Below are 21,607 nucleotides of genomic sequence, written 5' to 3'. Positions count from 1 at the left end.
GTTTTATAAATTCTGGTAAAAAAAGAGAGAGACAGTGAAAGCCTTGGCTTTCGCTGTCTCTTTGTTCGTTTCCACACTCTTGTTCTTTGCTTCGTTAATGCAATCTAAAGATAATCCGATGGAAGACATCCACTACCAAATCCATATATTCGGCGGCGTCTTTAAAGCCTCGGTAGACTTCGCGCTTTTTCATGGCGTCGATGGGATCCCCAGCTTTAAAAAGCTGAGATAGCGCGTCGCGATAGCGTGATTCCACCGCCAAGGATGCCAGGCGCATTTCCTCCACGCAGGCCTCGGCTTCGCGCGGGTTGCTTGATAAAAGGCCGGTGCCTCTAGAGAGCTCATAGGTACCGCGGCTGAGGTTCCACGCCAGCTCGCAGATAATTAAGTCCGGTTTTACCTCAAACGCTTGCATGGACTGAATCGTTCCCTTGGATAGTTCTAAAATGCGATCCATACGCACCGAAAAAGTATAGATATCCTGGCGATCAAAAGGAGTAGTAAACGCCTCTACCAGCTCTTCTTCCAATTTCATCCGCACCAAGTCCGCTTCGCGGCTGGAATGCATAAAACGCTCGAAATGCTGCATTTGCGGATCGCTCAACCAGGCCACCATGGCAGAAATGCCCTGCGAGGTCACGCGCGCTTGCTCGCTGAGGCGCCCGTAAAAATCATATTTGGGCGGTACTAGACGGTCCCATAGCTTCTTGCTTCCCATCTTGCTCCTCCTTATCTTGTCAGCCACTGCAACAGCCGGAATACTCCTGCTGCGCAAAGCGCTGACGCCGGAATGGTCACGCACCAGGCAACCAACATATGTTTGCCAACGTTCCAGTTCACCATGCGATAATTGTCCGCCGCCCCGGCTCCGATTACCGTTCCGGAAACAATATGCGTCGTCGACACCGGCGCGCCAACAAACGTAGCCAACGCCACCGAAGCGCCTGCGGAAAACTGGGAATTAAAGCTATGCAAGGGGCGCAGCGTAAAAATCCCCGTACCCAGCGTTTTCATAATGGACCAACCGCCAAAGAGCGTACCGAAGAACATGATTAAACCGCAAGCAATTTTCACCCAAGCCGGTACGCCTTCCACACTGCTCTGCACGCCAGACGCCAGTAATGCCAAGCTGATAATGCCCACCATTTTTTGCGCGTCATTCGCGCCGTGTCCGTATGCTAAAATGCCGCTTAACAGCCATTGCGAACGTTTTAACGGCTTATTCACCCAAAAGGTAGCTCGACGAAAGGCCAGCGACAGAATCACTTGGACGATAAACGCTACCAAGAATCCTAAAACCGGAGAAATAATCAAGCTGGCTACAATTTTGGCCACGCCCACCAGCTCCGCATTGCCCATATACAGTTCAGTCCAGCCCCAAACCACAGCGGACGCGCCATAGGCCGCCCAAGCGCCGCCTACCAAACCGCCTACCAAAGAATGCGTCGAGCTTGAAGGAATACCCATTTTCCAGGTAAAAAGATTCCAAATCATAGCCGCCGTCAAACCGGCTAAAAGGACCAGCAGCAATTGATGACTCACAGGCACGTTGAGAAGACCGATAATGGTTTGCGCCACCGCAGCACCGCTGAAAATAGCTCCCACAAGCCCCACGCTGGCCGCCCAAAGTACTGCCTGCAACGGCGTCGCCGCACCGCAGGCAATCATCGTAGCTACCACCGCGCTGGCGTCATTCATCCCATTGGTCAGTAGAAATACAAAGGCCACCAGGACAACCAAAGCCAACACGAGTTCCCACACTACGCATCATCTCCCCAGCGTTTGTATCATTTGCGCCGTTTGCGGCTGCCAGAACGAACGATCACTGTCCGGGCAGAGAAAAATCACCGCTGTAAAGTGCCCTTTGCTAACAAAGCCATAAACCTCGCTATACATAGGCAAAGGCAGTTGTTCTGTGGCTATTAAACGGCATTTGAGCAGTACCGCTTTGCGCCCTTTCAGATTGGCGCTGCGAACCGGTTCCAAATCCAGCACCCGCATGCCGTTTCCTTCTAGCGTACTTTTTACTTGTTCTTTGATTTGTCCGGCAAAAAAACCCAGTACCGGATCCAGCGGCATCACCGCTAGCATATCCGCTACTTGTCCCAGTTTATTCTCTTCCCGGCAGATTAGCAGGCGAGAATAATGCCAAACATCGCCGGACTGCATAGTTAGATCATATTGCGCCCGAATGGCCGGATACTGCTGGGCCGCCTCCAATTCCTTGGCCGTTTCCGCCTGCACCCCTGTTGCAATCTGCATAACCCCAATCGGATCTACAGTCACTTCCGTCACAGCACACTCGCCGCCAACAATTGACGCATTCCACAAAACCGCCGCCAGCAGCAAGCCTTTCCAAAATTGTTTCATTTTCTTTCACCTCGTTTGCACAGTTACGTTTATTATACCCTACTGACGATAAGGAGGAAATGAGCCGATTGTCAGGATCACGGTTTTTTTCCACGGAGAAAATATTTTTGTCTCACAGGGAAACGCCTCCCTAATGTCGAAGTTTATAACTATACAAAAGTTCAACGCAAGGGAGGGTTTTCTATGGAACCGACAGGAAAAACCGTTATTCACGAAGATGTTTTTGCCGAAGTTGCGCGCAATGCTATGACGCAGGTCAACGAGGTGTTCACCGACACTTCCAAAAAAGGTCCGGTTGCAGGCTTGGCGCAAATCGTTTCGGAGCGCTTCGCACCGCAGATTACGGTAAAGAAAAACGAACCGGAAGATACGGAAGGTTCGGCTGGCAAAGTCTCCTTCGAATTGAAAGTAGAGCTTCTCTATGGCGTCAATATTCCTGAAGTAACCCAGCGCCTGCGGGAAACCATGGTCAAAGAAGTAGAGTCCCTCACAGGCTACACCGTAGAGAAAATCGATATCAATGTAGAACGGCTGGTACGCCCGGAAAAACCAGAAGCCTCCAAAGCCTAGCTACGCAAAAGCCTCTTCGTCATCACGGCGAAGAGGCTTTTTTTATTGTACGATAATACTCACCAAAGCGGCTACGCCGAACAGCGCCAAGACAACACCGGAAATCCGGTTGATCACTTCCAGCACATGGCGGGTAAATTTACCGCGTAGGCAATTAATAAGGCCGCTCAAAAGAAACCACCACAGCACGGCTCCCAGAAAGACGCCGCCCACTAATAACACGGCTGTTTGGTAGTTAGGCGTAAAGCGATCCATACCGACGCTGGCAAAAACGGCGGCAAATAAAAACAAGGTCAACGGGTTAGCCAACGTCAAGAGCAATGTTGAAACATAAGTACTCCAAAAGCCGCTGCTCGCCCCCGGCAGGCGCATACAATTCACCGCCGAACGCCAATTCGTGATGCCCATGCCCAAGAGAGCCACGCCGCCCAAGGCGCGCAGCAATGTATGATATTCCATCAACACATTGGCCACCAAGGTCATGCCCATGCCGGCCAGCATGGCATATAAGGAATCGGCGGTCGCCGCGCCCACGCCTGCGACCAAGCCGCTTAGACGCCCAAAAACTAAGGTTCGCCGAATGCATAGTACGGCAATGGGTCCCACCGGCGCCGACATGGAAAAACCAACAAGCATGGATTTTAGAAACAAAGCCAACTCCATGTTTCCGGCATCCCCCTCCCGCAAGTTTCAAATCCATTTCTTCCGCTTCGCCGCTTGAAGCTCACTCCGATTTTTGCTGCAATTCTTGCAAGGCCTCTTCCCCCCGGCCTAGGGCAACCGCTACTTGCTGTTGCAAAGCCGCTTTTTCTCCGGCATCGGAGAGCAGTGAAAAATTCAAAGCAATAATCGCCGCGCCGCCGCGCAGCGCCGCCGCCAATTGCCAAATTGCTACTTCCAAGTCGCACTGCGTATGCGCCGCCAACTGCGGCTTCAGCTTGTTTGCCGCCTCCAACGCTTGCGCCGCTATCTCCAGAAGCTGCAACATCGGCTGCACCGCTCGCAAAACCTCCGCTTGTTCCAAGACATCGCCGTTGGAAAACGCCTGTAAAATACGCCGCAAGACGGCTTCATCCGCTGTCGCTACTGCCAGCGCCTGTTTGCGGCACGCTTCTAGTTGATCGATATTGGCCGCGACCGTACGGGACAGCATAATCAAAATGCCTAACGCCAAGGCCGCTCCCGCAGCGGCAGCGCTGCCGCCCCCCGGCGGCGGTCCAGACCAGGCCAGATCATGGCTCCAGTCTCGAGTTTGCATGTCACTCATTTTATTCCACGCTGACCAGCAACGGATACAAGGGCTGGCCTCCGTCGTATAATTCTACTTCCAGTTCCGGGAACGCTTCGCGCACTTGCGCCGCTAAGTTTTCCGCTTCGCTGACCGTCAGCTCGCTGCCGTAATACAAGGTCGCCACCTCGGCGGTCTCGAATACCAAGCGCTGCAGCAACGCCAAAAGCACCTTTGCGATACATTCCCCTTGGGCCGCCACTTTTCCTGCTTTGATCCCAAGAAAATGACCAGCCTTAACCGGTTGACCGTCCACCACGCTGTCCCGCACGGCTTTAGTCACGCTGCCGGAAACGACTTCTTGCCGCCGCGCTTCCATCCAGGCCACATTGTCTTCCAACGAAGCCTCCGGCTGAAAAGCCAGCAGCGCCGCCAGCCCCTGCTGCACATCAACGGTCGGCACCACTTCAATACGATCACCCAGCAATTTCTTCACTTGCTTAGCCGCCAGAACAATGTTCTTGTTGTTCGGCAGAATGATATAGCGCTCTGCGTCCCCGCTATGAATAGCAGCGATGAATTCTTCCACAGGGGGATTCATCGTTTGTCCGCCGCTGACAATAGCGGATGCTCCCAGCTGACGCAGCATAGCGCTCAGCCCTTCGCCAGGCGATACCGCCAGCACAGCCAACGGCACCTGCGGCCGCGCCGCTGTATGCAAACGTTCTTGATGCTGATCCGCCATATTGTCAATTTTAATATCATGCAACGACCCCCAGGTCAGCGCCATTTCCAACACTTGTCCCGGGTGCGCCGTATGAATGTGCACTTTGAGAAGCTCGTCCCCTTCCGCCAAAATGAGGGATTCTCCTAAGTTTTGCAGAGCCTGCTTGGCTTCACCGCCGCTAACGCGGCTTTTCTTGACTAAAAACTCCGTACAGTACGGATGCGCTAAATTCACTGCATCCTCGCTCAACGAGGGCTTGGCCGTCAAGTGAAAGGAAGAACTCCCTTCCGGCGAGGTCATTTCGCCGCGCAAGCCTTCGGAGCAGCCCTGCAGAAAAACCAGCAGCCCCTTGCCGCCAGCGTCAACAACCCCCGCATCCCGCAGAGCTTTCAACAGCAGCGGCGTTCTAGCCAATTCCTCTTCTCCCACCTGCAGCGCCGCCGCCAGCACTTCGCCAAAAGACCGCTCTTCCCTCACCGCACGCCTAGCGCCGCGCGCTACGCCCTTGGCCACTGTCAAAATGGTGCCTTCCACAGGCTGCGCTACCGCCCGATAGGCGTACAAGACTCCGTACTGAAAGGCCTTGCCAATCTCGCAGGACGAAGCCTCTTCCTTCCCCGCCAACCCGCGGGCTATGCCGCGAAACAATTGCGCTAAGATCACGCCTGAATTGCCTCTAGCGCCCATGATCGCACTGTCCGCCGTCCGTTTGGCCAACGTGCCAATACCCGCGTCCGCAGCTTCCTGAAGCCCTCTAGACGCCGCCCCCAGGGTCAGTAGCATATTCGTTCCCGTATCGCCGTCCGGCACCGGAAATACATTTAAATTGTTAATTTCTTCGTAATTTCGTAAAAAGGCGTCATAGGCGCCCAGAATCATGCGCCGAAAATCAGCTCCGCTAATTCGCTCCGTCATGCGCTGGTACCTCCTCCAAGTTCTCTTGATAAATAAAGCCAATCAACCCCGGTCCTGTATGCGCGCCAATAACCGGACTGATTAAAAACACTTCCACCTGCGCTTCCGGTTGGGCTTCTTTCACCAGCGCCGCCGTCTGCGCCGCCAACTCGGGATTGTCCACATGGCCTACGCCGATATAAGCAGGCCGCTGCAAAACCAGAATATCCTGCATGGCCCGTTCGAGCGCCCGTTTTTGCGTACGCACCTTGTCCAACACCTGAACTTTGCCGTTTTGGAGGTATAAAAGGGGACGCAGCTGTAAAATACCGCCGAACAACCTGGCCGCGCCGCCAATCCGGCCTCCTTTATGTAAATATTCCAAGGTACCCGGGATAAACACGGTATGCGTGCGCCGCACCATGGCGTCCAAGAGATGCACTACCTCGGCCAAGCTTTTCCCAGCCTCTGCCGCTTCTAACGCGGCTTTAGCCATCTGCACCAAACCAATAGCCGTCGTACCGGAGTCAATGACTCGAATAAGCCGAGGATCCACCTGTGCGGCGGCCATACGCGCCGTACTGGCTGTGCCGCTCAATCCTCCGGACAAAAGAATGCAGACCACTTCTTGTCCTCTGGCGGTCAATTCTTGAAACAATTGGATAAACTGCCCTTGCGCCGGTTGAGACGTCTTCGGCATTTCCTTCGCCGCACTGGCTTTTTGGAATAATTCAGCGCCGCTAATATCCGTATCCAGCCATTCCTGTTCTCCGATGCGCACGGATAGAGGTACAACATGCAGATTTTCATGCCGCCCCAGCCATTCCTTATCGACCATCGCCGTACTGTCAATTACCACTTGTAGCTGTGTATTCCCCATATCTATAACGTCCTTTCAGCTCCTGCAATCCTATCTTCCAACGCTTCCGGCTCCCTTGCATTCTTTTCTGAAAACAACTGGAAAAGCCGCGCAACCTCGCGTATACTGATAACAAGACAGTCTTGCCGCAGCACTGCCTTATTTTAGCATGACTGCGCAAGATCTTCTTTCTCTACATTGTAACAAAATCACACTGGAAAAACATCTCCCAATTCAAGGGAGCGCTGGCCTGTCGCCTCTCAGCGCAGCAGCCTATAACAAAAAGCGGAGGATGGTTTCATGGATAATAAGGAACGACCCAGGCTTTTCGCCCTGGATATCGGCACGCGCAGCGTCGTCGGTCTGGTTGGCGAACGTGAAGGACTCCACACACGCATTTTGGGGTATGAGCGCCAAGAACATCACACGCGTTCCATGATGGACGGCCAAATCCACGATGTGCAAGAAGTAAGCCGTATTTTGGCTTCTGTCAAAGAACGTCTAGAAGAAGAATACGGTTCTTTGACGCAGGTTTCGATCGCGGCTGCCGGACGCGCGTTGTGCACCATCCGCTCTGAAGCCGAAATCGAGACCAATCTCAAAGGACCTCTCAGCGCAGATGATGTGCGAACCTTGGAGCTTGCCGCCATCCAAACGGCGCAGCAGCAATTATCCACCTCAAAAACCGTCAAAGATCCCACCGACTACTATTGCGTCGGTTATAGCGTCATGCATTATAGCTTAGACGATACCCAGCTGTCTTGTTTAGTCGGACAAACCGGCAAAAACGCCCGCGTAGAGTTGATTGCTACCTTTCTGCCCCGGCAAGTTATCGATTCGCTGCAAACCGCTGTGCAGCAGGCAGGCATGGAGATCGCTACTCTGACTTTGGAGCCGATTGCAGCCATCAATGTTTTGATTCCTCCCACGATGCGCCATCTTAATCTTACGCTGGTTGACGTGGGCGCCGGAACCTCGGACGTTGCCATCACCCGAGACGGTACGGTTATTGGCTACGGCATGGTTCCTTCGGCAGGAGACGAAATCACTGAAGCCATCTCTCAGCAATATTTACTTGATTTCAATGTCGCTGAAGAAGTCAAGCGTTCTTTAAATGAGCAAAAAGAAGTCCGCTTCCATGATATTTTGGGATTGGAACAGGTGCTGCCATCCGCCAAAATCACCGAGACCATTTTGCCGCAGGTCACGCAGCTGGCTAACGATATTGCCGCTCAAATTTTGGAGCTGAATGCCGAGCCGCCGCAAGCCGTACTGCTTGTGGGCGGCGGTTCCTTGACTCCGCAGCTGCCGCAGGCGCTGGCGCAAGCGCTAAACATGCCGCCTGCCCGCGTCGCCATTCGACGGCCCGATATGGTGCAGGAAATTATGGATATTCCCGAAGCCCTGCATGCGCCGGATGCAATTACCCCCTTGGGGATTCTCAAGCTGGCTTCCGGCAATTTGCTGCATTTCGTGCATGTTACTTTAAACGATCGGCCTCTGCGCCTCTTCAATCTGGGCCAACTCACCGTCGCCGACGCTTTGCTTGTAGCTGGCTTCGACATCCGTACTCTCAAGGGACGCCCGGGGCTGGGCATCACAGTCACGGTCAACGACCAAAAGCATTTCCTCCCCGGCAGCGCCGGCGCTCCGGGAACCTTGGCCTTAAACGGACAACCCGCCACGGTTTCGGACTTGCTGCATGACGACGATACGTTGACAGCCATTGCCGGCACGATCGGTTCCACGCCGCAGGTCACACTAGCGGACTTGGCGGATTTGCCCCCCGAGCTATCTTGCAGCATCAACGGCCGTAGCCACATTTTCCAACCGGTCGTCACGATCAATCAAGAACCGGCTTCCGTCCAGACCGTGCTCAAGGATCGGGATGTCGTCGCTTATTCGTTCCCGCCCACTTTGCGCCAGGTGTTAAAGCAAGCTGGCCATGAAGAAAACGACTTCCATTTCCGTTATTTTATCAACGGTCAGGAACGAACCTATACGGTCTGGCCCGAATTTTTCATCGGCCAAGACGCAGCTACGTTGGAAACGCAAGTATCCGATGGCGCCAATATCCGCATTGTCGCTAAACAGACGCCTAAATTAGAGGATGTTCTAGGGCTTCGCGATACTTCTACGCACATCCAGGTGCAATTTAACGGCACGGCCTGCAAGGTTCCTACTTGCCGCCTGCGCCTTCATATGGACGGCCGCTCGGCTCAGCCGGGAGAGGACGCTCCCGACGGCAGCCATATTGAATTCCAACTTACGGAAGCGCTCACTCCCATCATCAGCGATGTCCTTTTAGCGGCGGAATTCGACGCCATGAAGCTGCCCCTGGGAAAAATCAATATTTTGTGCAACAACTGCGAAGCGGAGCTCACTACGCCTGTTAAAAACGGCGATGCCATCCGCATCGAAAGCGAACCGCTGCCTTCAAGTAAGTTATGAGTGAAAAATACGGAATTTGAACAGGAGTAAAGGGAGTAATCGGAGGGTACGACTGAGGATTACGGAATATAAGATTAGGACCGGCGATACAGCCTAACAGGCTGCCTCGCCGGTCCTTTTTAAAATTCAATGCCTTGTTGGGCTTTGATTCCTTTTTGATAGGGATGCTTGATTTCTCGCATTTCCGTTACTAGATCCGCTTTCTCAATCAATTCCTCGCGGGCGTTGCGCCCAGTCAACACCACATGCACCGTAGGGGGCTTGGCTTCCACCAAATCCAACACTTGCTCTACGGAAACCAAACCAAAGTGAACGGCGTAATTGATCTCATCTAAAATAACCATATCCCACTCGCCGGAGGTCAATGCGTCTTTCGCTTCTCGCAGCGCCTCCGCCGCAGCCGCTTGATGCGCTTCTTTTTCCGCACGCTGCTCTTGCGTGCGTTGCACAAAGCCTTCCCCCAAAGGACGGATAACCAGCCGCGGCGCTAAGGCTTCCGCCGTCGTAAGTTCGCCGTATTTCCAGTTTCCTTTAATAAATTGCAGTACCAGAATGCGCAGCCCTTGACCCCAAGCCCGAAATGCCAGTCCCAGCGCCGCCGTCGTCTTGCCTTTGCCATTGCCGGTATGCACGATCACCAAACCTTGCCGTTCCTTCATCATGCCCCTCCACTACTCTTTTTTACACCTGATAGGCGTTAAAGCGTTCCTGAAATGCAGCCAGACCTTGACGCACCACAAAGTCGCCAAAAAATTCCTGTTCTTGCTTTTCCTTCTCAAACCAACGAATAAATTCTTCTAATACGTCTTCTATCTGCGCAATCGGAATCCGTCCCTCCAGGCGCTGCGCTAAGACAGCCTGCGCACCGCCGCCGCCCAAAAGGATTTCAAAGCCAGCTTCCGCTTTCCCGCCGACATTTACAAATACGCCTTGCAAACCTATATCCGCCATTTGCGGTCGCACGCAGGAATTCGGACAGCCGCTCACATAGATACGCAGCGGCGTTTTCCCCTGGATGCGCCGTTGCAGAGACGCCAGCATTTCCGGCGCCCAATCCTTGGTAAATACAACCGCAAAGGGACATACCTCTCGGCCAGGGCACGTAAGAGCCAATCCTTCCAAGGCCGACGGAAACGGCGTCAAACGAAGCAAGACCGGTTCTTTTAAAATTTCTTCCTTGCGCGAGGAAGCCAAATTCAAGAGTACTACATTTTGGTCTGCGGTAACGCTCAAGGCCCCGTCTCCATAGCGATAAGCTAAATTCCCCAATGATTCCAGCTCTTTCGACGTCAGCCGCCCCGCCGGCACGGCTACTCCTAGCCAAGAAAGCCCAGCCTGTTTTTGAGCCTGCCATCCCAGCCAGCCTGGCGCGGAGACCGAAGCGGCCTGTAAAACCGTTCCCTTTTTCAGCAACGGCCCGGTGTGACGCAGCAATTCTTCCAGAAAACGCTCCTCGCCCCAGTCTGACAGCAAATATTTCAAACGGCAATGATTACGCCGTTCGCGATACCCATGCTCCTTAAACACCATAGCTACACCGCGAGCTACCGTCAAAACCTCTTCGGGACGCACAAACAAATCCAGTTCCTTCGCCAATTGCGGCTGCGTCGCCAATCCGCCGCCGACGCGTACGTGAAAACCAAGAATCCGTTCAGAGACCGCCACCTTTTCCGCTGGCGAAAAAGACAGGTCATTGCTTTCTCCTTGCGCAGCATACGCAGGATGACCGCTTATTGAAAGCTTAAGCTTACGGGGCAAATTGGAAAAATCACGATTGCCGTCAAAAAAGCCATTCAGCTCCCGCACTAACGTCCTCACATCCAATACTTCCCCTGGCTCTAAACCGGCTACCGGGCTGGCAATGATATTGCGCGGCCCGTCGCCCGCCGCTTGACGCGTGGTTAAACCGCAGGCAGTTATGGCTGCAAAAATGGCAGGCATATCTTCGATATCCAGCCAATGGAGTTCCAGGTCCTGCCTGGTTGTAATATCAACCAAGCCTCGGCCGTAACGCTGCGCCAGTTCAGCTACCTGCAAAGCCTGGTCCGCCCGAATCGCACCGCCAGGCAGTTTAATTCGCAGCATAAGCTTCATATCTTCCCGCGGTCGCTGCACATATACGCCATACCATTTCAGCCGCTCCCAAGCGGCTGGAGAAACCGAGGCAAACCCTTCGCGGGCATAAACAGGCAGCTCTCCAAGAACGTCCAAACCATCCTGTTCCGCTTTGATTGCTTCTACATGATTTTTCGAAACCGCACTTGCTTTTTGCACTGTGTATATCCCCCTCCCGCTACACCCCTGCGCAAACCTCTTCTTGCTATATATTTTCCCATGTTTCCGCGCGATTGTATATGCCAAATTCTCGTCTCTGTAGTTCCTTGCTATATTTTGCAGAAAAGCCAGCAACTGCCAGCAGGATTTTAGTCCTTGACGCCGAATAAACTATATTTATTTTGTCCTGCTTTTATAGCCCAAAGGAGATTTTAATGAGCTTTTCGTCCCACAATTCCCACATAAACGGTTCGTCAACCTCCGAAATTCCGCTATTATACCGTCAGCTCCTCCACGCAGCGCCTGCCAGCGCCCTGGTGCTAACCAAAAACCGGCTTTGGGTTAACCGCAACTTACAGGAGCAGCTCCATGCCTATGGCCTCCCGCAAAACCGCAGCCACCTTTGGCAACTTGTATGCCCCCAAGACCGACGCCCGCTGCTGCGCATTCTCGCCACCGCTTTCCAATCTCCCGGCACCCCTTTGTATTGCGAGCTTCGTCTGGAGCTCCGACCTCAAGAACTTTCTTTTTTCGAAACCACGGTCGTACGGCCTGAAGACAGCGACTCGCTTTGCTTATTCTTGTTAAACCTCACGGAGGAACGCCGTCTGCAAGAACGCCTTGCCCACCGCGAAAAACAATGGAAACTCATTTCCACTACCTCGGAAGACGGGTTCTGGGAGTGGGACCTGCAGCTACAGCAAGGTTACTTATCCCGCCGCGGCCAAACGTTGCTTGGCTACGCCCCTGAAGAACTATCTATTGATTTGGATGCCGTGCAACACTACATTCACCCTGCCGACCAATCCCACTTCTATCAACAACTTGCAGAACACCTGACAAATAGACGTCCGTATTTCCATTGCGACTATCGCATGCTGGCCAAGAATGGCACTTGGCGTTGGGTTCGCAGCCGCGGCTTAGTCTTTCGCAGCGAGTTAGGACAGCCCTTGCATATTCTCGGCACGATCCGAGATATCCACGAAAACCGTCTTGCCGAAGAACGTCTGCTTTTGCGCAACCGCTTATTGGCGGATTTGCACGAAGTAGCTTTAGGCCTTCTAAAACCGCATGCACAGCATGAACTTTTGGACGTCATTTTAGATAAAGCGACTGCGTTCATGGGCGTCTCCGACAGTTTGCTTGTGATAGATGAACAAGGCTCCGGCCTTACAGCGCCTACTTTTATGGCGACTCGCGGCAAGCTGCAGTTTTTGGAAGGACAAGCCTCTTCGGAGGCTTGCGGTTTAACACAATTGATTCTGCAAAGCCAATACGCCATTTGTATTGAAAATTACGCCACATGGCCTAGAAGACACCCTGCTCTTTCTGTATTAGGCGCAGCTCTAGCGGTCCCGCTTCGCCTAGGCGAACGCACCATGGGAGCCTTTCTCTTTTTCGCCTCCGCCTCTAGCCAGCAATTTTCTCCGGAAGAAATACAAGCGGCTAAACACTTGGCCGATCTCGCTGTAGCAAGCATTCGCAACACTTCGTTAGCCGCTTCTTTAGCTAGGGAAACCCAGGAACGCAACCAAGCCGAATCCGAGCTGCAAGAAAGCCAAAGTCGCTATGAACAGCTGCTCGCCTTGCTTCCTGACGCCGTCTTCCAAGTCGATCGAGACACTAAAATCATCATAGACGCCAATGAGCAATTCGCTCAGCTTCTTGGTTACACCCGCCAAGAGGTACTTTACAAACCCATTCTTTCTTTTATTGATACCACCGTTCATCCTACCAGTGAAATGGAACATCTTTACGCTACCATTCCGGATGACGGCCCGATCCCCCGGGAAACAAAAGTATATTTGCACAAGGACGGCTCTCAGGTATACCTGGAACGAAGCGGCTCTACCTCGCGCAGTCAAGATCGTTGCATCATCCTCTTTGTAGCCCGCGACGTTTCCGCACAGCTCGCTAAGGAAGAACGCTTACGCTACCTGGGATTCCACGACGCTCTTACCGGGCTGGGCAATCGCGCTTGTTTAGAAGACATACTCGCAAAAATGAAAACCGCGCCCTCCCCATTCGCTCTGGGCATCCTTCTCTGCGACTTGGATCGCTTGAAAAAAACAAACGACTCTTTAGGACATGCCGCCGGCGATCTGGCGATCATGGAAGCGGCGTCCATTCTGCGCCGCTGCTTCCGCCAAGATGATGTGATTATAAGGTTTGGCGGCGATGAGTTTCTCGTTGTGCTCCCGCACGTAAGTCTGGACCTTGTCTCACAAAAATGCCAAAACCTGCTTACGGAGGCTAAAAAGGTCAGCCAACGTTGGAACTACGGCTATTTCGGCTTGTCGGTCGGCTGGGCTTACGACGAAAAGGGCTCCTTACATCCACAGCAGTTAATCCAGCAAGCAGACCAGCAAATGTACGCCAATAAACGTCGCGATACCGAACCCCATTGAAAGACATTCCGCTAAAAAGGCACCGACAGCGCTTAGCCGTCGGTGCCTTTTAAAATTTGTCCGCTTAACAACGCAGCTTCAGCAAATTGCGCATCTGGCGCAAGCGTTCCTCGGCTACCCGTTCCGCCGCCTTATGAGGCGGCAATTTTTCTTTACGGGCCATCGCTAAAACGCGTCCCATATTTTCATAAATGGTTTCCACTCGACGCGTGGCTCTATCTCGATGATACCCGCCTGGCTGCAACTCGTCGTAAACATTGATAACGCCGCCGGCATTAATGATAAAATCCGGTGCGTACAATATGCCCTTCTGCTGTAGCAGATCGCCATGATGCGCTTCTTGCAATTGGTTATTAGCCGCCCCCGCCACGACTCGGCAGCGTAAGCGTTCTATGGTCCGTTCATTTAAAATGCCGCCCAACGCACAGGGCGCAAAAATATCACAATCTACATCATAAATGACTTCCGCCGCCACCGCTTGAGCTCCGATTTTTTCAACAACAGCCTGCACTCTCTTTTCCTGCACGTCACTTACGACTAATTTACAGCCTTCCTTATGCAGAATATCACACAGCGCCGCCCCTACATGCCCCAAACCTTGCACAGCTACCGTCTTGCCGCGCAAACTTTCTTGACCCCAAACCTCTTTGGCGCAGGCCAGCATGCCCCGATAAACGCCCAACGCCGTCAAAGGAGACGGATCGCCGCTGGAACCTCGGCTTTTAAGGCCTACCACCGAATTCGTCTCCATGTGAATAAATTCCATATCCGCTGGAGACGTCCCCACGTCTTCCGCGGTAATATATCTGCCGCCCATAGTTTGTACGAATCTGCCAAACGCCCGCCACAAGGCTTCGCTCTTGTCTTTCGCCGGATCGCCGATAATAACCGCCTTAGCGCCCCCCAGATTCAAGCCCGCAGCGGCATTTTTGTAGGTCATACCCCTTGCCAGACGCAGGGCATCTTGAATCGCGTCTTCTTCGTGCTCGTACGGCCACATGCGCGTACCGCCCAGCCCTGGCCCCAAGGTTGTGTCGTGAATGCAAATAATCGCCTTTAATCCAGATTGGGGCTCATGACAAAACACAAGCTGTTCATACTGGCCGCGCGCCATTTTACCGAAGATCTGCATAATCCCGCCCCCTTCACGAAACGTCGGAAAATACTGTCATCTCTATAATTGGACAACGGCCGCACAATTTCCTGCGAAAAAAAAGAAAAACCGCCAAAGCGGTTTTTCTTACAATTCTTGTTTCATTTTTTGCGGAAACATAGAACAAAAAGCTCTTCGTCATCGACCGCCACTTCTACTTCAAAGCCGGCTTCTTCTCCCCAAGCGCACAGTACAGCCGCTTCTGGCAGCCGATCTTGCCCCACCGTTTCCAAGCCTTCGTGAAGCGCATTAATGGCCGCCCGACTTTCGCCATGAGCCACTACTAAACGTCCGCCGGAACGAAGCACCCTGGAAAATTCACGCAACACCGTCTGCGGCTGCTCAAAATGTGGGAATACGGAATAACAAAGAATCGCATCCACACTGTTTTCCGTCTGCGGCAGCAAGGCAGCATCCGCTTGCAAAAACAAGGCCAATTCGCTGTGTTTCGCCCGAGCCCGCGCCAGCATTTCCTCCGCCACGTCAACGGCGGTTATCTCCCCCAGCATGCCCAAGGCTTGCCGCAAATACGGCAGCATGACTCCTGTACCTGTGCCAATATCCAGAACTCTCTCTCCCGGCTGCAACGATAACGCCCCCACGATGCGCGACAGCTTACAGGCGTCATGACGCACTTGTTCATCCCAGTGCGGGGCCATTTGGTTAAAAAATTCCCGGTGATTCATCAATTTGCTCCTCAAAGCTTCTAACTAGCATTTAACGTACCCCGGCGCCTGCCGCTCTCATCCGAGCCGACCAACCCCGCTGCTTCCAAGGAAGCTCTCCTAAACCGCCGGCGGCTAACGCCGCTTGCTGGCAAGTTACTTTCCTGGATACTTCTTCTAATGACGAGTAGATAAACTCATGCACTGTATACGCCGGACCAATGCGTTGCACCAACCGCGCAGCTTCTTCGCTGCCAAAAGGCTGATGCTGATCAATGGCCGACACGTGCTTCCAGAGGGTTTCCACGTCGCTGACTTTCATGTCCCGGCGCCGGCTGTGGCGCACATACTCGCCAGACAAGGATGCATGCAGATGCAGCCCCCGCACTCGTGATGCATAGATTCCCAAGGAATCCACCGTACGCAGCACATAATCGACTGCTTCTTGCTCATTGCGCAGTTCTTGGCAGGTATTCATTAAATGCCCTGTATCAAGCATAATGCCAGTATTAGCCCGCTCCAAACCATCAAAAAGCAAGGCCGCCATACGAGGCTGGGTCAGCCGCAATCCAGGCCACCAAAGATTTTCAAATAAAAGAGCTACCGACGCAGGCAGTTCCTGCACCAATAAGCGCACCAACTCCAGCGTTGCGTTTACCACCTCTTCATCACTAGCGGAAAACCGCCAATGACCGGTTTCTTCTTGTCGCACATGAGCCACATGAAGAACTACATAATGAGCGCCCGCCGCCACGGCCTGCGCCAAATTGCGCCGCCAAACAGCCAACCATCCCGCCGGAGTATCAGCGCCGTAATAGAGCTTGGCATTTTCCCAACTGCCAAACTGCCGCAACACTTCCGCTTCATCGCCACGCCAAAAATCAAGCCATGCCGGCCAGAAGCGCAAATGCACTCCGCAAATATGCTTTGCAGGCAGCTGCGTATCATCCCAATCATCACCTAAATAGGCTTCAACCCCATCTAAGCCGTGATCCGCTAGAAAGCCTTCCAGACCGCCGCCCCAACTGCGCCACATTGCACAATCGTCAACATAGCTTGAAGTGTTAATCAGTTGCAGCATGCCGGTCTCCTCTCTAAAATCGCCTGCGTAATTATCGTTATAACCTTAGCAAAATAAGTTTTAAAAGTCAACGTACAGTCTTGTTTGCCGCAGCACTGTGGGAATCGTGTAAAATGTACCACGATTAAAGGAATTTATCCGAATAGGCCGAACCAATTCATACTAACCAAATACACTTGAAAAACCCGTGCAACGCGGATTTTTCCCAGTCTAACTTAGCAGCCTTCTAGAAAAGAAGCCACGGATGGCGCAGAACCGGACTTCTCTGTATCTCGCCAGCGTTTGCAGAAAGAATCTGCAGGAACGCTGATGCAAGAATTCTTCATAAAGGAGCTGCCATGAATCTGCTGCCAGACGCCGCGCTTTCCAAAGACAACGAGTACATTTTACTTTCGTGGCTCCTGAAGGAAGCCTCCCTAGGTATTTACATCATTAAACGAATAGGCAATAATCGTTCCGTCATTTTGGCGGTCAATGATGTTTTCTGCCAGCTAACTGGTTTAAAGCACACGGAACTAATCGGCCAAAGCGCCTCCGCGCTTCTCTCCTTATTGCGAGAAGAAGATCAACGAAAGCTCCAAGATCTTTTAAGCCAAGGCGCTCCTATAACCGACTTGGAATTCCCCTGGCTGCAAAAAGATGGCTCCTTAGCCTGGGCCATTACCTCTTTGCGTCTCTTTCCCAGTCAAAATCATAGCCTTCTGGTAGGTATCTCTAAGAAGCTGCCCCTCCTCCCTCCGACTCATGAGACTACTACGGATTTTCGCCAAGAAGTACGCGCCGTCCACGCCAAGGTGCTGCTGCTGGAGCAACGCCTGCAAGAACAGCAAAAGCGCCTCCATGAGTCTAATGAAAGACGGAGAGTCGATGAAAAACGCTTCCACCTGGCCATGTCGTTCTCCGGCATTGGCCTTTTAGACATTGATTGGGCCAAAGCGCCAGGGTCGTTTCGCCTTACCCGTAATTGGCTCAAAAAATTCGGTTTAGAGCAATATTCCGGCGTCTTAGCCAAAGATTTGTACGCCAGCCGTATCCACCCGGAAGACATCGCGGCCCATGTGCAATCCTTAGCGATGCACCTTGAGGGAACGTCCATGCTTTACGAAAATGAATATCGCATGAAGGATGCGCAGGGAAATTGGCTTTGGGTCTCGCTACGCGCCAAAACTATGCGCAATAAAAATGGTCTGCCGCTGCGCACAACCGGTCTTTTAACAGATATAACCGCGTTAAAGCAGCGCGACTATCAGGCTACCCATGATGAAGTAACCGAGCTATACAACCGCCGCGGCTTCACCGAGAAGGTGTCACAGCTTTTAAACGCCGGTTCGCAAGGAATTCTTCTATCTATCAACATTGATGATTTCAAGGTTATTAATGATATCTACGGCTATGAACAGGGAAATGAGTATCTGCTTAAGTTTGCCAAGCATCTGCAAGCCCTCTTTCCTCCCGGTACCCTTTTAGCACGTTCCGGAGCCGATGAATTTTTGGCCTTCTTCAGCGGCGCTGTAGAGACTAATAAAATTCCCACGTACAGTTCTTCCTTCAAAAACATCTTTCTAGAAACCACCTTTGGTTCCTTTTTTATCAGCGCCAAAGGGGGCTTCGCGCCGACCTCCGCTACCGCAGAAACAGCTCACGAGCTAATCCAAAAGGCAAGTCTGGCGTTGCATCACGCTAAGGAAATGGGAAAATCGACTTTCTGCCGCTATGAACCGACCTTGCAAAAAAAGAATATTCGCCGCCACGTATTGAAAGAGGGCTTAAATCATGCCTTTCGAAATCAAGAATTTTCGCTTGCCTTTCAGCCCATTTACCAGATAATCGAACAGCAAGAGCGCATTTACGGCTATGAAGTGTTGCTGCGCTGGAAAAGTCCGTCGCTGGGCCTCATTTCTCCCAGTGAATTTATTCCTTTGGTAGAAGAATCGAACCTCATTCTTTCCATTGGCGAATGGACGCTCCGCGAAGCTTGCCGAATCTCCACGCAGTTTCAACAGCAACACGGCGAATATCTTAATATTTCCGTCAATGTATCGGTTCGTCAATTAGCCGCCCCCGGCTTTGTTAATCTGGTCCGTTCCATTTTAGAACAAAGCAATCTGCCCGCAAATTGTCTCACCCTGGAAATCACCGAAAGCGTTATGATGACTGATACAGAAAAGAATGTGGCTTTGCTAAGTCAACTCCGAGATCACGGCGTCTCTATCGCCCTGGATGATTTCGGCACCGGTTATTCTTCCTTTACCTACCTGCAAAAGCTGCCGATTTCCATTTTGAAAATCGACAAATCTCTTATTGATGATATCACCTCATCACAAGGTAAAACACAGCCGATCATCGCTTCGCTCCTTCACATGTCCAAACTCCTGGGTTACCGGGTTGTTACCGAAGGCGTAGAAAGTCCGGAACAACTGCAATTGCTGCTGCAAAACGGCTGCGAGTACTTTCAAGGCTATTTTTTCAGCAAGCCGCTGCCCCAAAGCGCTTTGCAGGAATTCCAGCAAAAGTCGCACCTCAAAACGCAAGCTTTTTCTTTGCCTCCCGTAGAGCCAAGCAACGCTGCAGACGAGGCCAGCTAACTCAATTACCAAGCGCCAAAGCCAAGATCAGCCGGAAAAATCCCGGCCGATCTTGGCTCTTTTTGTTTTATGCGCCGCAGTTTTATTTAAAAACTCTGCGTAAAAGTCGCTTCTAATTTGGTATTGTTTTGCCCGCTATCAAGCGCTTTTTGGTCTTTGTAAACCAGCTCCAAAGAGTTATTTTTGCTTAATTGATGTTTAACCCCATAGTATAACCCGCGATTATTGTTATCAAAATCGCTCTGTTTCCCCATATCGCCGTTGGCTTCCACCCGGAAACCGGTCAGATATACCGATGTTTTATCATCAAAACCATATTCCCACGTCGCTGCATAGGCGTGATTTTCACTACTACGATTAGACTGAGTATATTCCGCTGTCCACTTATGCTTTCCGGCTGTATACGTCCCGTCCAAGGCCCAGTGATTCGTACTCCCTTCCGCGCTATCTTGGTAACGACCTAACGTCATGCCCCATTGAAATGGCTTCTCCCTTTGAAATCCTGTGCGAATGGCATAAATACGATTATCCTGATCTCCCGCATTATCCTCTTGTACTACGACCGCGCTGATATCTAAACCTTTCATCGTCCCAACCGCGGTTATGCCATCGACAAAAGCGCGTTTGCCAATATTCGATTCCGAGCGACTATATAAGAGAGCGGTTGTGCCTATGGTCACATCTTGCCGCCCTATTTTCAGCGCCATATCACCGGCCTGGCGGGTAAAACCGAACTGGTCTATCGCCATAACGGATTTTTTATCTCCGTATACGGCGGAATCCGTGTTATAGTCCGCCAGCCCTGGCTGGGTAGCATACTGCGCCCCAAATCGAGCGTACAAAGACCAGCCCGTACCAAGATCTACTTCTCCTTTTAAACGCACGGTACTCATCGTCCCGGATACATCCTCTGCGCCCTCGGCCGTATCTTTCTCATACTTGACCGTCACATCGCCGCTGAATTTCACTGGTTCCGCCGCCAATGCCATTGACGAAGTCGTCAACACCGTTCCTGCCGCCAACATAGCAATCCACTGCTTCATAAACATTCTTCACTTCTCTTTCTCTATCATGTTTAGCTGCCTCCGCCAATCTGTCGCTCTCTGCAGCAACGCCGCGCAAGCCCTTGACTAAGCCGCTCGTTTTCCCGTAATTCTTCACGCTCATTTTGTTTTTCTTTGCGTTTTTGCCACTCTTCTAAACTCACCGGTGTACCGGACGAGCGAGCGCAGCAATATACGCAGTTACGTCCGTCCCGCTTCGCTTGATACAGCGCTTTATCCGCCCCCAACAAAAAGGGATCTGCTTGGCATTCCTCTCCTTTTTGCAGTGTATGCAAGCCGATGGAAACAGTGACGCCTTCAATGCGTACGCCTTGGTATAAAAAGCAATGACGGCGAACTTTTTGTAAGATCTCCAAGGCCTTGCGCGCTGCTTCCTCCGCACTAACGCCCGGTAAAATCACAGCAAATTCTTCCCCTCCTATGCGGGCCGCCATTTCTCTAGGCGATACCGCTTCGGACAATAATTTCCCCATGCCTTTTAGTACGCAATCGCCGCCCGGATGACCGTAGGTATCGTTAATCTTTTTGAAATAATCAATATCCAAGATCAGCAAAGACAGGGGACGACTGCAATCTTTGGCTACAGGAAGCTCTACCTGCAAGTGCTCAAAAAAGTGCCGACGATTAGACAAACCGGTAAGCGGGTCCATTAAGGCCAGCTCCCGCATTCGCCGATAGGCTTCTTCCAAATCCACTGTCCGTCGGTTGAGTTCCTGTTCACGCAGACGAATTCTCCGAATCATCCATTGCAAATCACGCGACAACCGGAGTAAATCATCTTCATCGGCGGTATCCGCCATCTCGTTAGGGAGCGCCGGCAAATCGGCGAGCTCCCCTTTTTTCACCTGTTCACACCAAGCGTGTATGCGCGCCAGCGCCTGTCCCCAAAGCCATGGAACGCCTATTGAAGCGGCAATAGCAGCCGCTAAGCAAGCCGCAGCCACAGCCAAGGAAAAGGCTGATTCCAATGCCCGATGCTCTCGCAGCATGCCGCCCGCCAAGAAATAGAAAAGAACTAGCGGTCCTAGGCCTGTGACCAGGCAAAGCAGGCGAAGCTTGCCCCGCCCGGTCACAAATGTTTTTCTCCAAAACTTTGACTGCAACCGCTGCATCCGCCGCTGCAACCGCCTTTGTTTACGTCGGACCGTGCGCAAGCGCAGCCATCTTCACCCCGAATCTTGCGTACGCCAATCCAGGCAAAGTACGCCGCCGCCCCTGCGCCGATTAGATATACCAGCAAGTCATTCATAGTCTTTCCTTCTTTCTCTCAAGAAGCCT

The 21,607-nt window shown here is 52.3% G+C and carries 19 protein-coding genes; 4 read left to right on the top strand and 15 right to left on the bottom strand.

What is annotated here, in order from left to right; translation table 11 throughout:
- Nucleotides 1-94 precede the first annotated feature (94 nt).
- From C508_RS0101705 to C508_RS0101695, 3 genes are read right to left on the bottom strand one after another with little or no spacing between them, the layout of a single operon-like run.
- Nucleotides 95-718 carry a DUF47 domain-containing protein gene (locus C508_RS0101705; RefSeq protein ID WP_018701802.1) on the bottom strand — a complete coding sequence of 208 codons (624 nt, stop codon included), beginning with the start codon at nt 716-718 and terminating at the stop codon, nt 95-97.
- Nucleotides 719-729: 11 nt separating this feature from the next.
- Nucleotides 730-1,761 (bottom strand): inorganic phosphate transporter, encoded by a 1,032-nt coding sequence (locus C508_RS0101700; RefSeq protein WP_018701801.1) that lies wholly within the window; start codon nt 1,759-1,761, stop codon nt 730-732.
- 6 nt (nt 1,762-1,767) lie between these two features.
- Entirely contained in the window at nt 1,768-2,370 is a 603-nt protein-coding gene (locus C508_RS0101695) for a hypothetical protein (RefSeq protein ID WP_018701800.1), read from the bottom strand.
- 183 nt (nt 2,371-2,553) lie between these two features.
- On the opposite strand from C508_RS0101695, the gene C508_RS0101690 reads away from it, so the two are divergent.
- The gene (locus C508_RS0101690; protein ID WP_018701799.1) at nt 2,554-2,940 is read left to right on the top strand and encodes an Asp23/Gls24 family envelope stress response protein; all 387 of its coding nucleotides are present in this window, start codon (nt 2,554-2,556) and stop codon (nt 2,938-2,940) included.
- 42 nt (nt 2,941-2,982) lie between these two features.
- Here the strand turns inward: C508_RS0101690 and C508_RS0101685 are convergent, their stop codons facing one another.
- The 4 genes from C508_RS0101685 to C508_RS0101670 form a co-directional block, all read right to left on the bottom strand.
- Nucleotides 2,983-3,603 (bottom strand): LysE family translocator, encoded by a 621-nt coding sequence (locus C508_RS0101685; protein ID WP_018701798.1) that lies wholly within the window; start codon nt 3,601-3,603, stop codon nt 2,983-2,985.
- Nucleotides 3,604-3,664: 61 nt separating this feature from the next.
- Nucleotides 3,665-4,207 carry a cyclodeaminase/cyclohydrolase family protein gene (locus C508_RS0101680; protein WP_039796498.1) on the bottom strand — a complete coding sequence of 181 codons (543 nt, stop codon included), beginning with the start codon at nt 4,205-4,207 and terminating at the stop codon, nt 3,665-3,667.
- A 1-nt stretch (nt 4,208) separates the two neighbouring features.
- Complete coding sequence (locus C508_RS0101675) at nt 4,209-5,810, bottom strand: DAK2 domain-containing protein (RefSeq protein ID WP_018701796.1); 1,602 nt, start codon at nt 5,808-5,810, stop codon at nt 4,209-4,211.
- Nucleotides 5,794-6,669: a DegV family protein gene (locus C508_RS0101670; RefSeq protein ID WP_018701795.1), complete on the bottom strand. Its 876-nt coding sequence runs from the start codon at nt 6,667-6,669 to the stop codon at nt 5,794-5,796. The genes C508_RS0101675 and C508_RS0101670 overlap by 17 nt, the downstream gene beginning before the upstream one ends.
- Before the next feature lie 279 nt (nt 6,670-6,948).
- Here C508_RS0101670 and C508_RS0101665 point away from each other — a divergent pair, with 279 nt between their 5' ends.
- Nucleotides 6,949-9,099 carry a cell division FtsA domain-containing protein gene (locus tag C508_RS0101665; protein ID WP_018701794.1) on the top strand — a complete coding sequence of 717 codons (2,151 nt, stop codon included), beginning with the start codon at nt 6,949-6,951 and terminating at the stop codon, nt 9,097-9,099.
- A gap of 119 nt (nt 9,100-9,218) precedes the next feature.
- Here the strand turns inward: C508_RS0101665 and cobO are convergent, their stop codons facing one another.
- Together cobO and C508_RS0101655 are read right to left on the bottom strand one after the other, a co-directional pair.
- Nucleotides 9,219-9,758 (bottom strand): cob(I)yrinic acid a,c-diamide adenosyltransferase, encoded by a 540-nt coding sequence (gene cobO / locus C508_RS0101660; protein ID WP_018701793.1) that lies wholly within the window; start codon nt 9,756-9,758, stop codon nt 9,219-9,221.
- 22 nt (nt 9,759-9,780) lie between these two features.
- A complete protein-coding gene (locus C508_RS0101655; RefSeq protein WP_018701792.1) occupies nt 9,781-11,373 on the bottom strand; it encodes a nitrite/sulfite reductase in 1,593 nt (530 codons plus the stop codon).
- Between the two features lie 215 nt (nt 11,374-11,588).
- Here C508_RS0101655 and C508_RS0101650 point away from each other — a divergent pair, with 215 nt between their 5' ends.
- Entirely contained in the window at nt 11,589-13,781 is a 2,193-nt protein-coding gene (locus C508_RS0101650; RefSeq protein WP_018701791.1) for a diguanylate cyclase domain-containing protein, read from the top strand.
- 64 nt (nt 13,782-13,845) lie between these two features.
- On the opposite strand, the gene C508_RS0101645 is transcribed toward C508_RS0101650, so the two are convergent.
- The 3 genes from C508_RS0101645 to C508_RS17570 all read right to left on the bottom strand — a co-directional run bounded on the left by C508_RS0101645 (nt 13,846) and on the right by C508_RS17570 (nt 16,680).
- Entirely contained in the window at nt 13,846-14,913 is a 1,068-nt protein-coding gene (locus tag C508_RS0101645) for a Glu/Leu/Phe/Val dehydrogenase dimerization domain-containing protein (RefSeq protein WP_018701790.1), read from the bottom strand.
- 122 nt (nt 14,914-15,035) lie between these two features.
- Nucleotides 15,036-15,620, bottom strand: coding sequence for a class I SAM-dependent methyltransferase (locus tag C508_RS0101640; RefSeq protein WP_018701789.1), 585 nt, complete (start codon nt 15,618-15,620; stop codon nt 15,036-15,038).
- 31 nt (nt 15,621-15,651) lie between these two features.
- The gene (locus C508_RS17570; protein WP_018701788.1) at nt 15,652-16,680 is read right to left on the bottom strand and encodes a TIM barrel protein; all 1,029 of its coding nucleotides are present in this window, start codon (nt 16,678-16,680) and stop codon (nt 15,652-15,654) included.
- 338 nt (nt 16,681-17,018) lie between these two features.
- Between C508_RS17570 and C508_RS0101630 the strand changes: the two genes are divergently transcribed.
- Nucleotides 17,019-19,265 (top strand): sensor domain-containing protein, encoded by a 2,247-nt coding sequence (locus tag C508_RS0101630; protein WP_018701787.1) that lies wholly within the window; start codon nt 17,019-17,021, stop codon nt 19,263-19,265.
- 86 nt (nt 19,266-19,351) lie between these two features.
- Here C508_RS0101630 and C508_RS0101625 read toward each other — a convergent pair whose 3' ends face one another.
- The 3 genes from C508_RS0101625 to C508_RS0101615 are packed head-to-tail and all read right to left on the bottom strand — an operon-like array spanning nt 19,352 to nt 21,578.
- Entirely contained in the window at nt 19,352-20,308 is a 957-nt protein-coding gene (locus C508_RS0101625) for a porin family protein (protein ID WP_156817553.1), read from the bottom strand.
- A gap of 32 nt (nt 20,309-20,340) precedes the next feature.
- Nucleotides 20,341-21,402 carry a GGDEF domain-containing protein gene (locus C508_RS19280; protein WP_018701785.1) on the bottom strand — a complete coding sequence of 354 codons (1,062 nt, stop codon included), beginning with the start codon at nt 21,400-21,402 and terminating at the stop codon, nt 20,341-20,343.
- Nucleotides 21,399-21,578, bottom strand: coding sequence for a hypothetical protein (locus C508_RS0101615; protein ID WP_018701784.1), 180 nt, complete (start codon nt 21,576-21,578; stop codon nt 21,399-21,401). Before C508_RS0101615 ends, C508_RS19280 begins: the two co-directional genes overlap by 4 nt.
- Nucleotides 21,579-21,607: the final 29 nt, after the last annotated feature.

The organism is Anaeromusa acidaminophila DSM 3853 (assembly GCF_000374545.1).
In the GTDB taxonomy this organism is placed as follows: domain Bacteria; phylum Bacillota; class Negativicutes; order Anaeromusales; family Anaeromusaceae; genus Anaeromusa; species Anaeromusa acidaminophila.
This window is presented reverse-complemented; position numbering and strand designations above follow the sequence as displayed.

Bases quoted from the DNA above. Each gene is read 5' to 3' on its own strand.
- C508_RS0101705 (WP_018701802.1), bottom strand. From the start codon at position 718: ATGGGAAGCAAGAAGCTATGGGACCGTCTAGTACCGCCCAAATATGAT.
- C508_RS0101695 (WP_018701800.1), bottom strand. From the start codon at position 2,370: ATGAAACAATTTTGGAAAGGCTTGCTGCTGGCGGCGGTTTTGTGGAAT.
- C508_RS0101690 (WP_018701799.1), top strand. From the start codon at position 2,554: ATGGAACCGACAGGAAAAACCGTTATTCACGAAGATGTTTTTGCCGAA.
- C508_RS0101685 (WP_018701798.1), bottom strand. From the start codon at position 3,603: ATGGAGTTGGCTTTGTTTCTAAAATCCATGCTTGTTGGTTTTTCCATG.
- C508_RS0101680 (WP_039796498.1), bottom strand. From the start codon at position 4,207: ATGAGTGACATGCAAACTCGAGACTGGAGCCATGATCTGGCCTGGTCT.
- C508_RS0101675 (WP_018701796.1), bottom strand. From the start codon at position 5,810: ATGACGGAGCGAATTAGCGGAGCTGATTTTCGGCGCATGATTCTGGGC.
- C508_RS0101670 (WP_018701795.1), bottom strand. From the start codon at position 6,669: ATGGGGAATACACAGCTACAAGTGGTAATTGACAGTACGGCGATGGTC.
- C508_RS0101665 (WP_018701794.1), top strand. From the start codon at position 6,949: ATGGATAATAAGGAACGACCCAGGCTTTTCGCCCTGGATATCGGCACG.
- cobO (WP_018701793.1), bottom strand. From the start codon at position 9,758: ATGAAGGAACGGCAAGGTTTGGTGATCGTGCATACCGGCAATGGCAAA.
- C508_RS0101650 (WP_018701791.1), top strand. From the start codon at position 11,589: ATGAGCTTTTCGTCCCACAATTCCCACATAAACGGTTCGTCAACCTCC.
- C508_RS0101645 (WP_018701790.1), bottom strand. From the start codon at position 14,913: ATGCAGATCTTCGGTAAAATGGCGCGCGGCCAGTATGAACAGCTTGTG.
- C508_RS0101640 (WP_018701789.1), bottom strand. From the start codon at position 15,620: ATGAATCACCGGGAATTTTTTAACCAAATGGCCCCGCACTGGGATGAA.
- C508_RS17570 (WP_018701788.1), bottom strand. From the start codon at position 16,680: ATGCTGCAACTGATTAACACTTCAAGCTATGTTGACGATTGTGCAATG.
- C508_RS0101630 (WP_018701787.1), top strand. From the start codon at position 17,019: ATGAATCTGCTGCCAGACGCCGCGCTTTCCAAAGACAACGAGTACATT.
- C508_RS0101625 (WP_156817553.1), bottom strand. From the start codon at position 20,308: ATGAAGCAGTGGATTGCTATGTTGGCGGCAGGAACGGTGTTGACGACT.
- C508_RS0101615 (WP_018701784.1), bottom strand. From the start codon at position 21,578: ATGAATGACTTGCTGGTATATCTAATCGGCGCAGGGGCGGCGGCGTAC.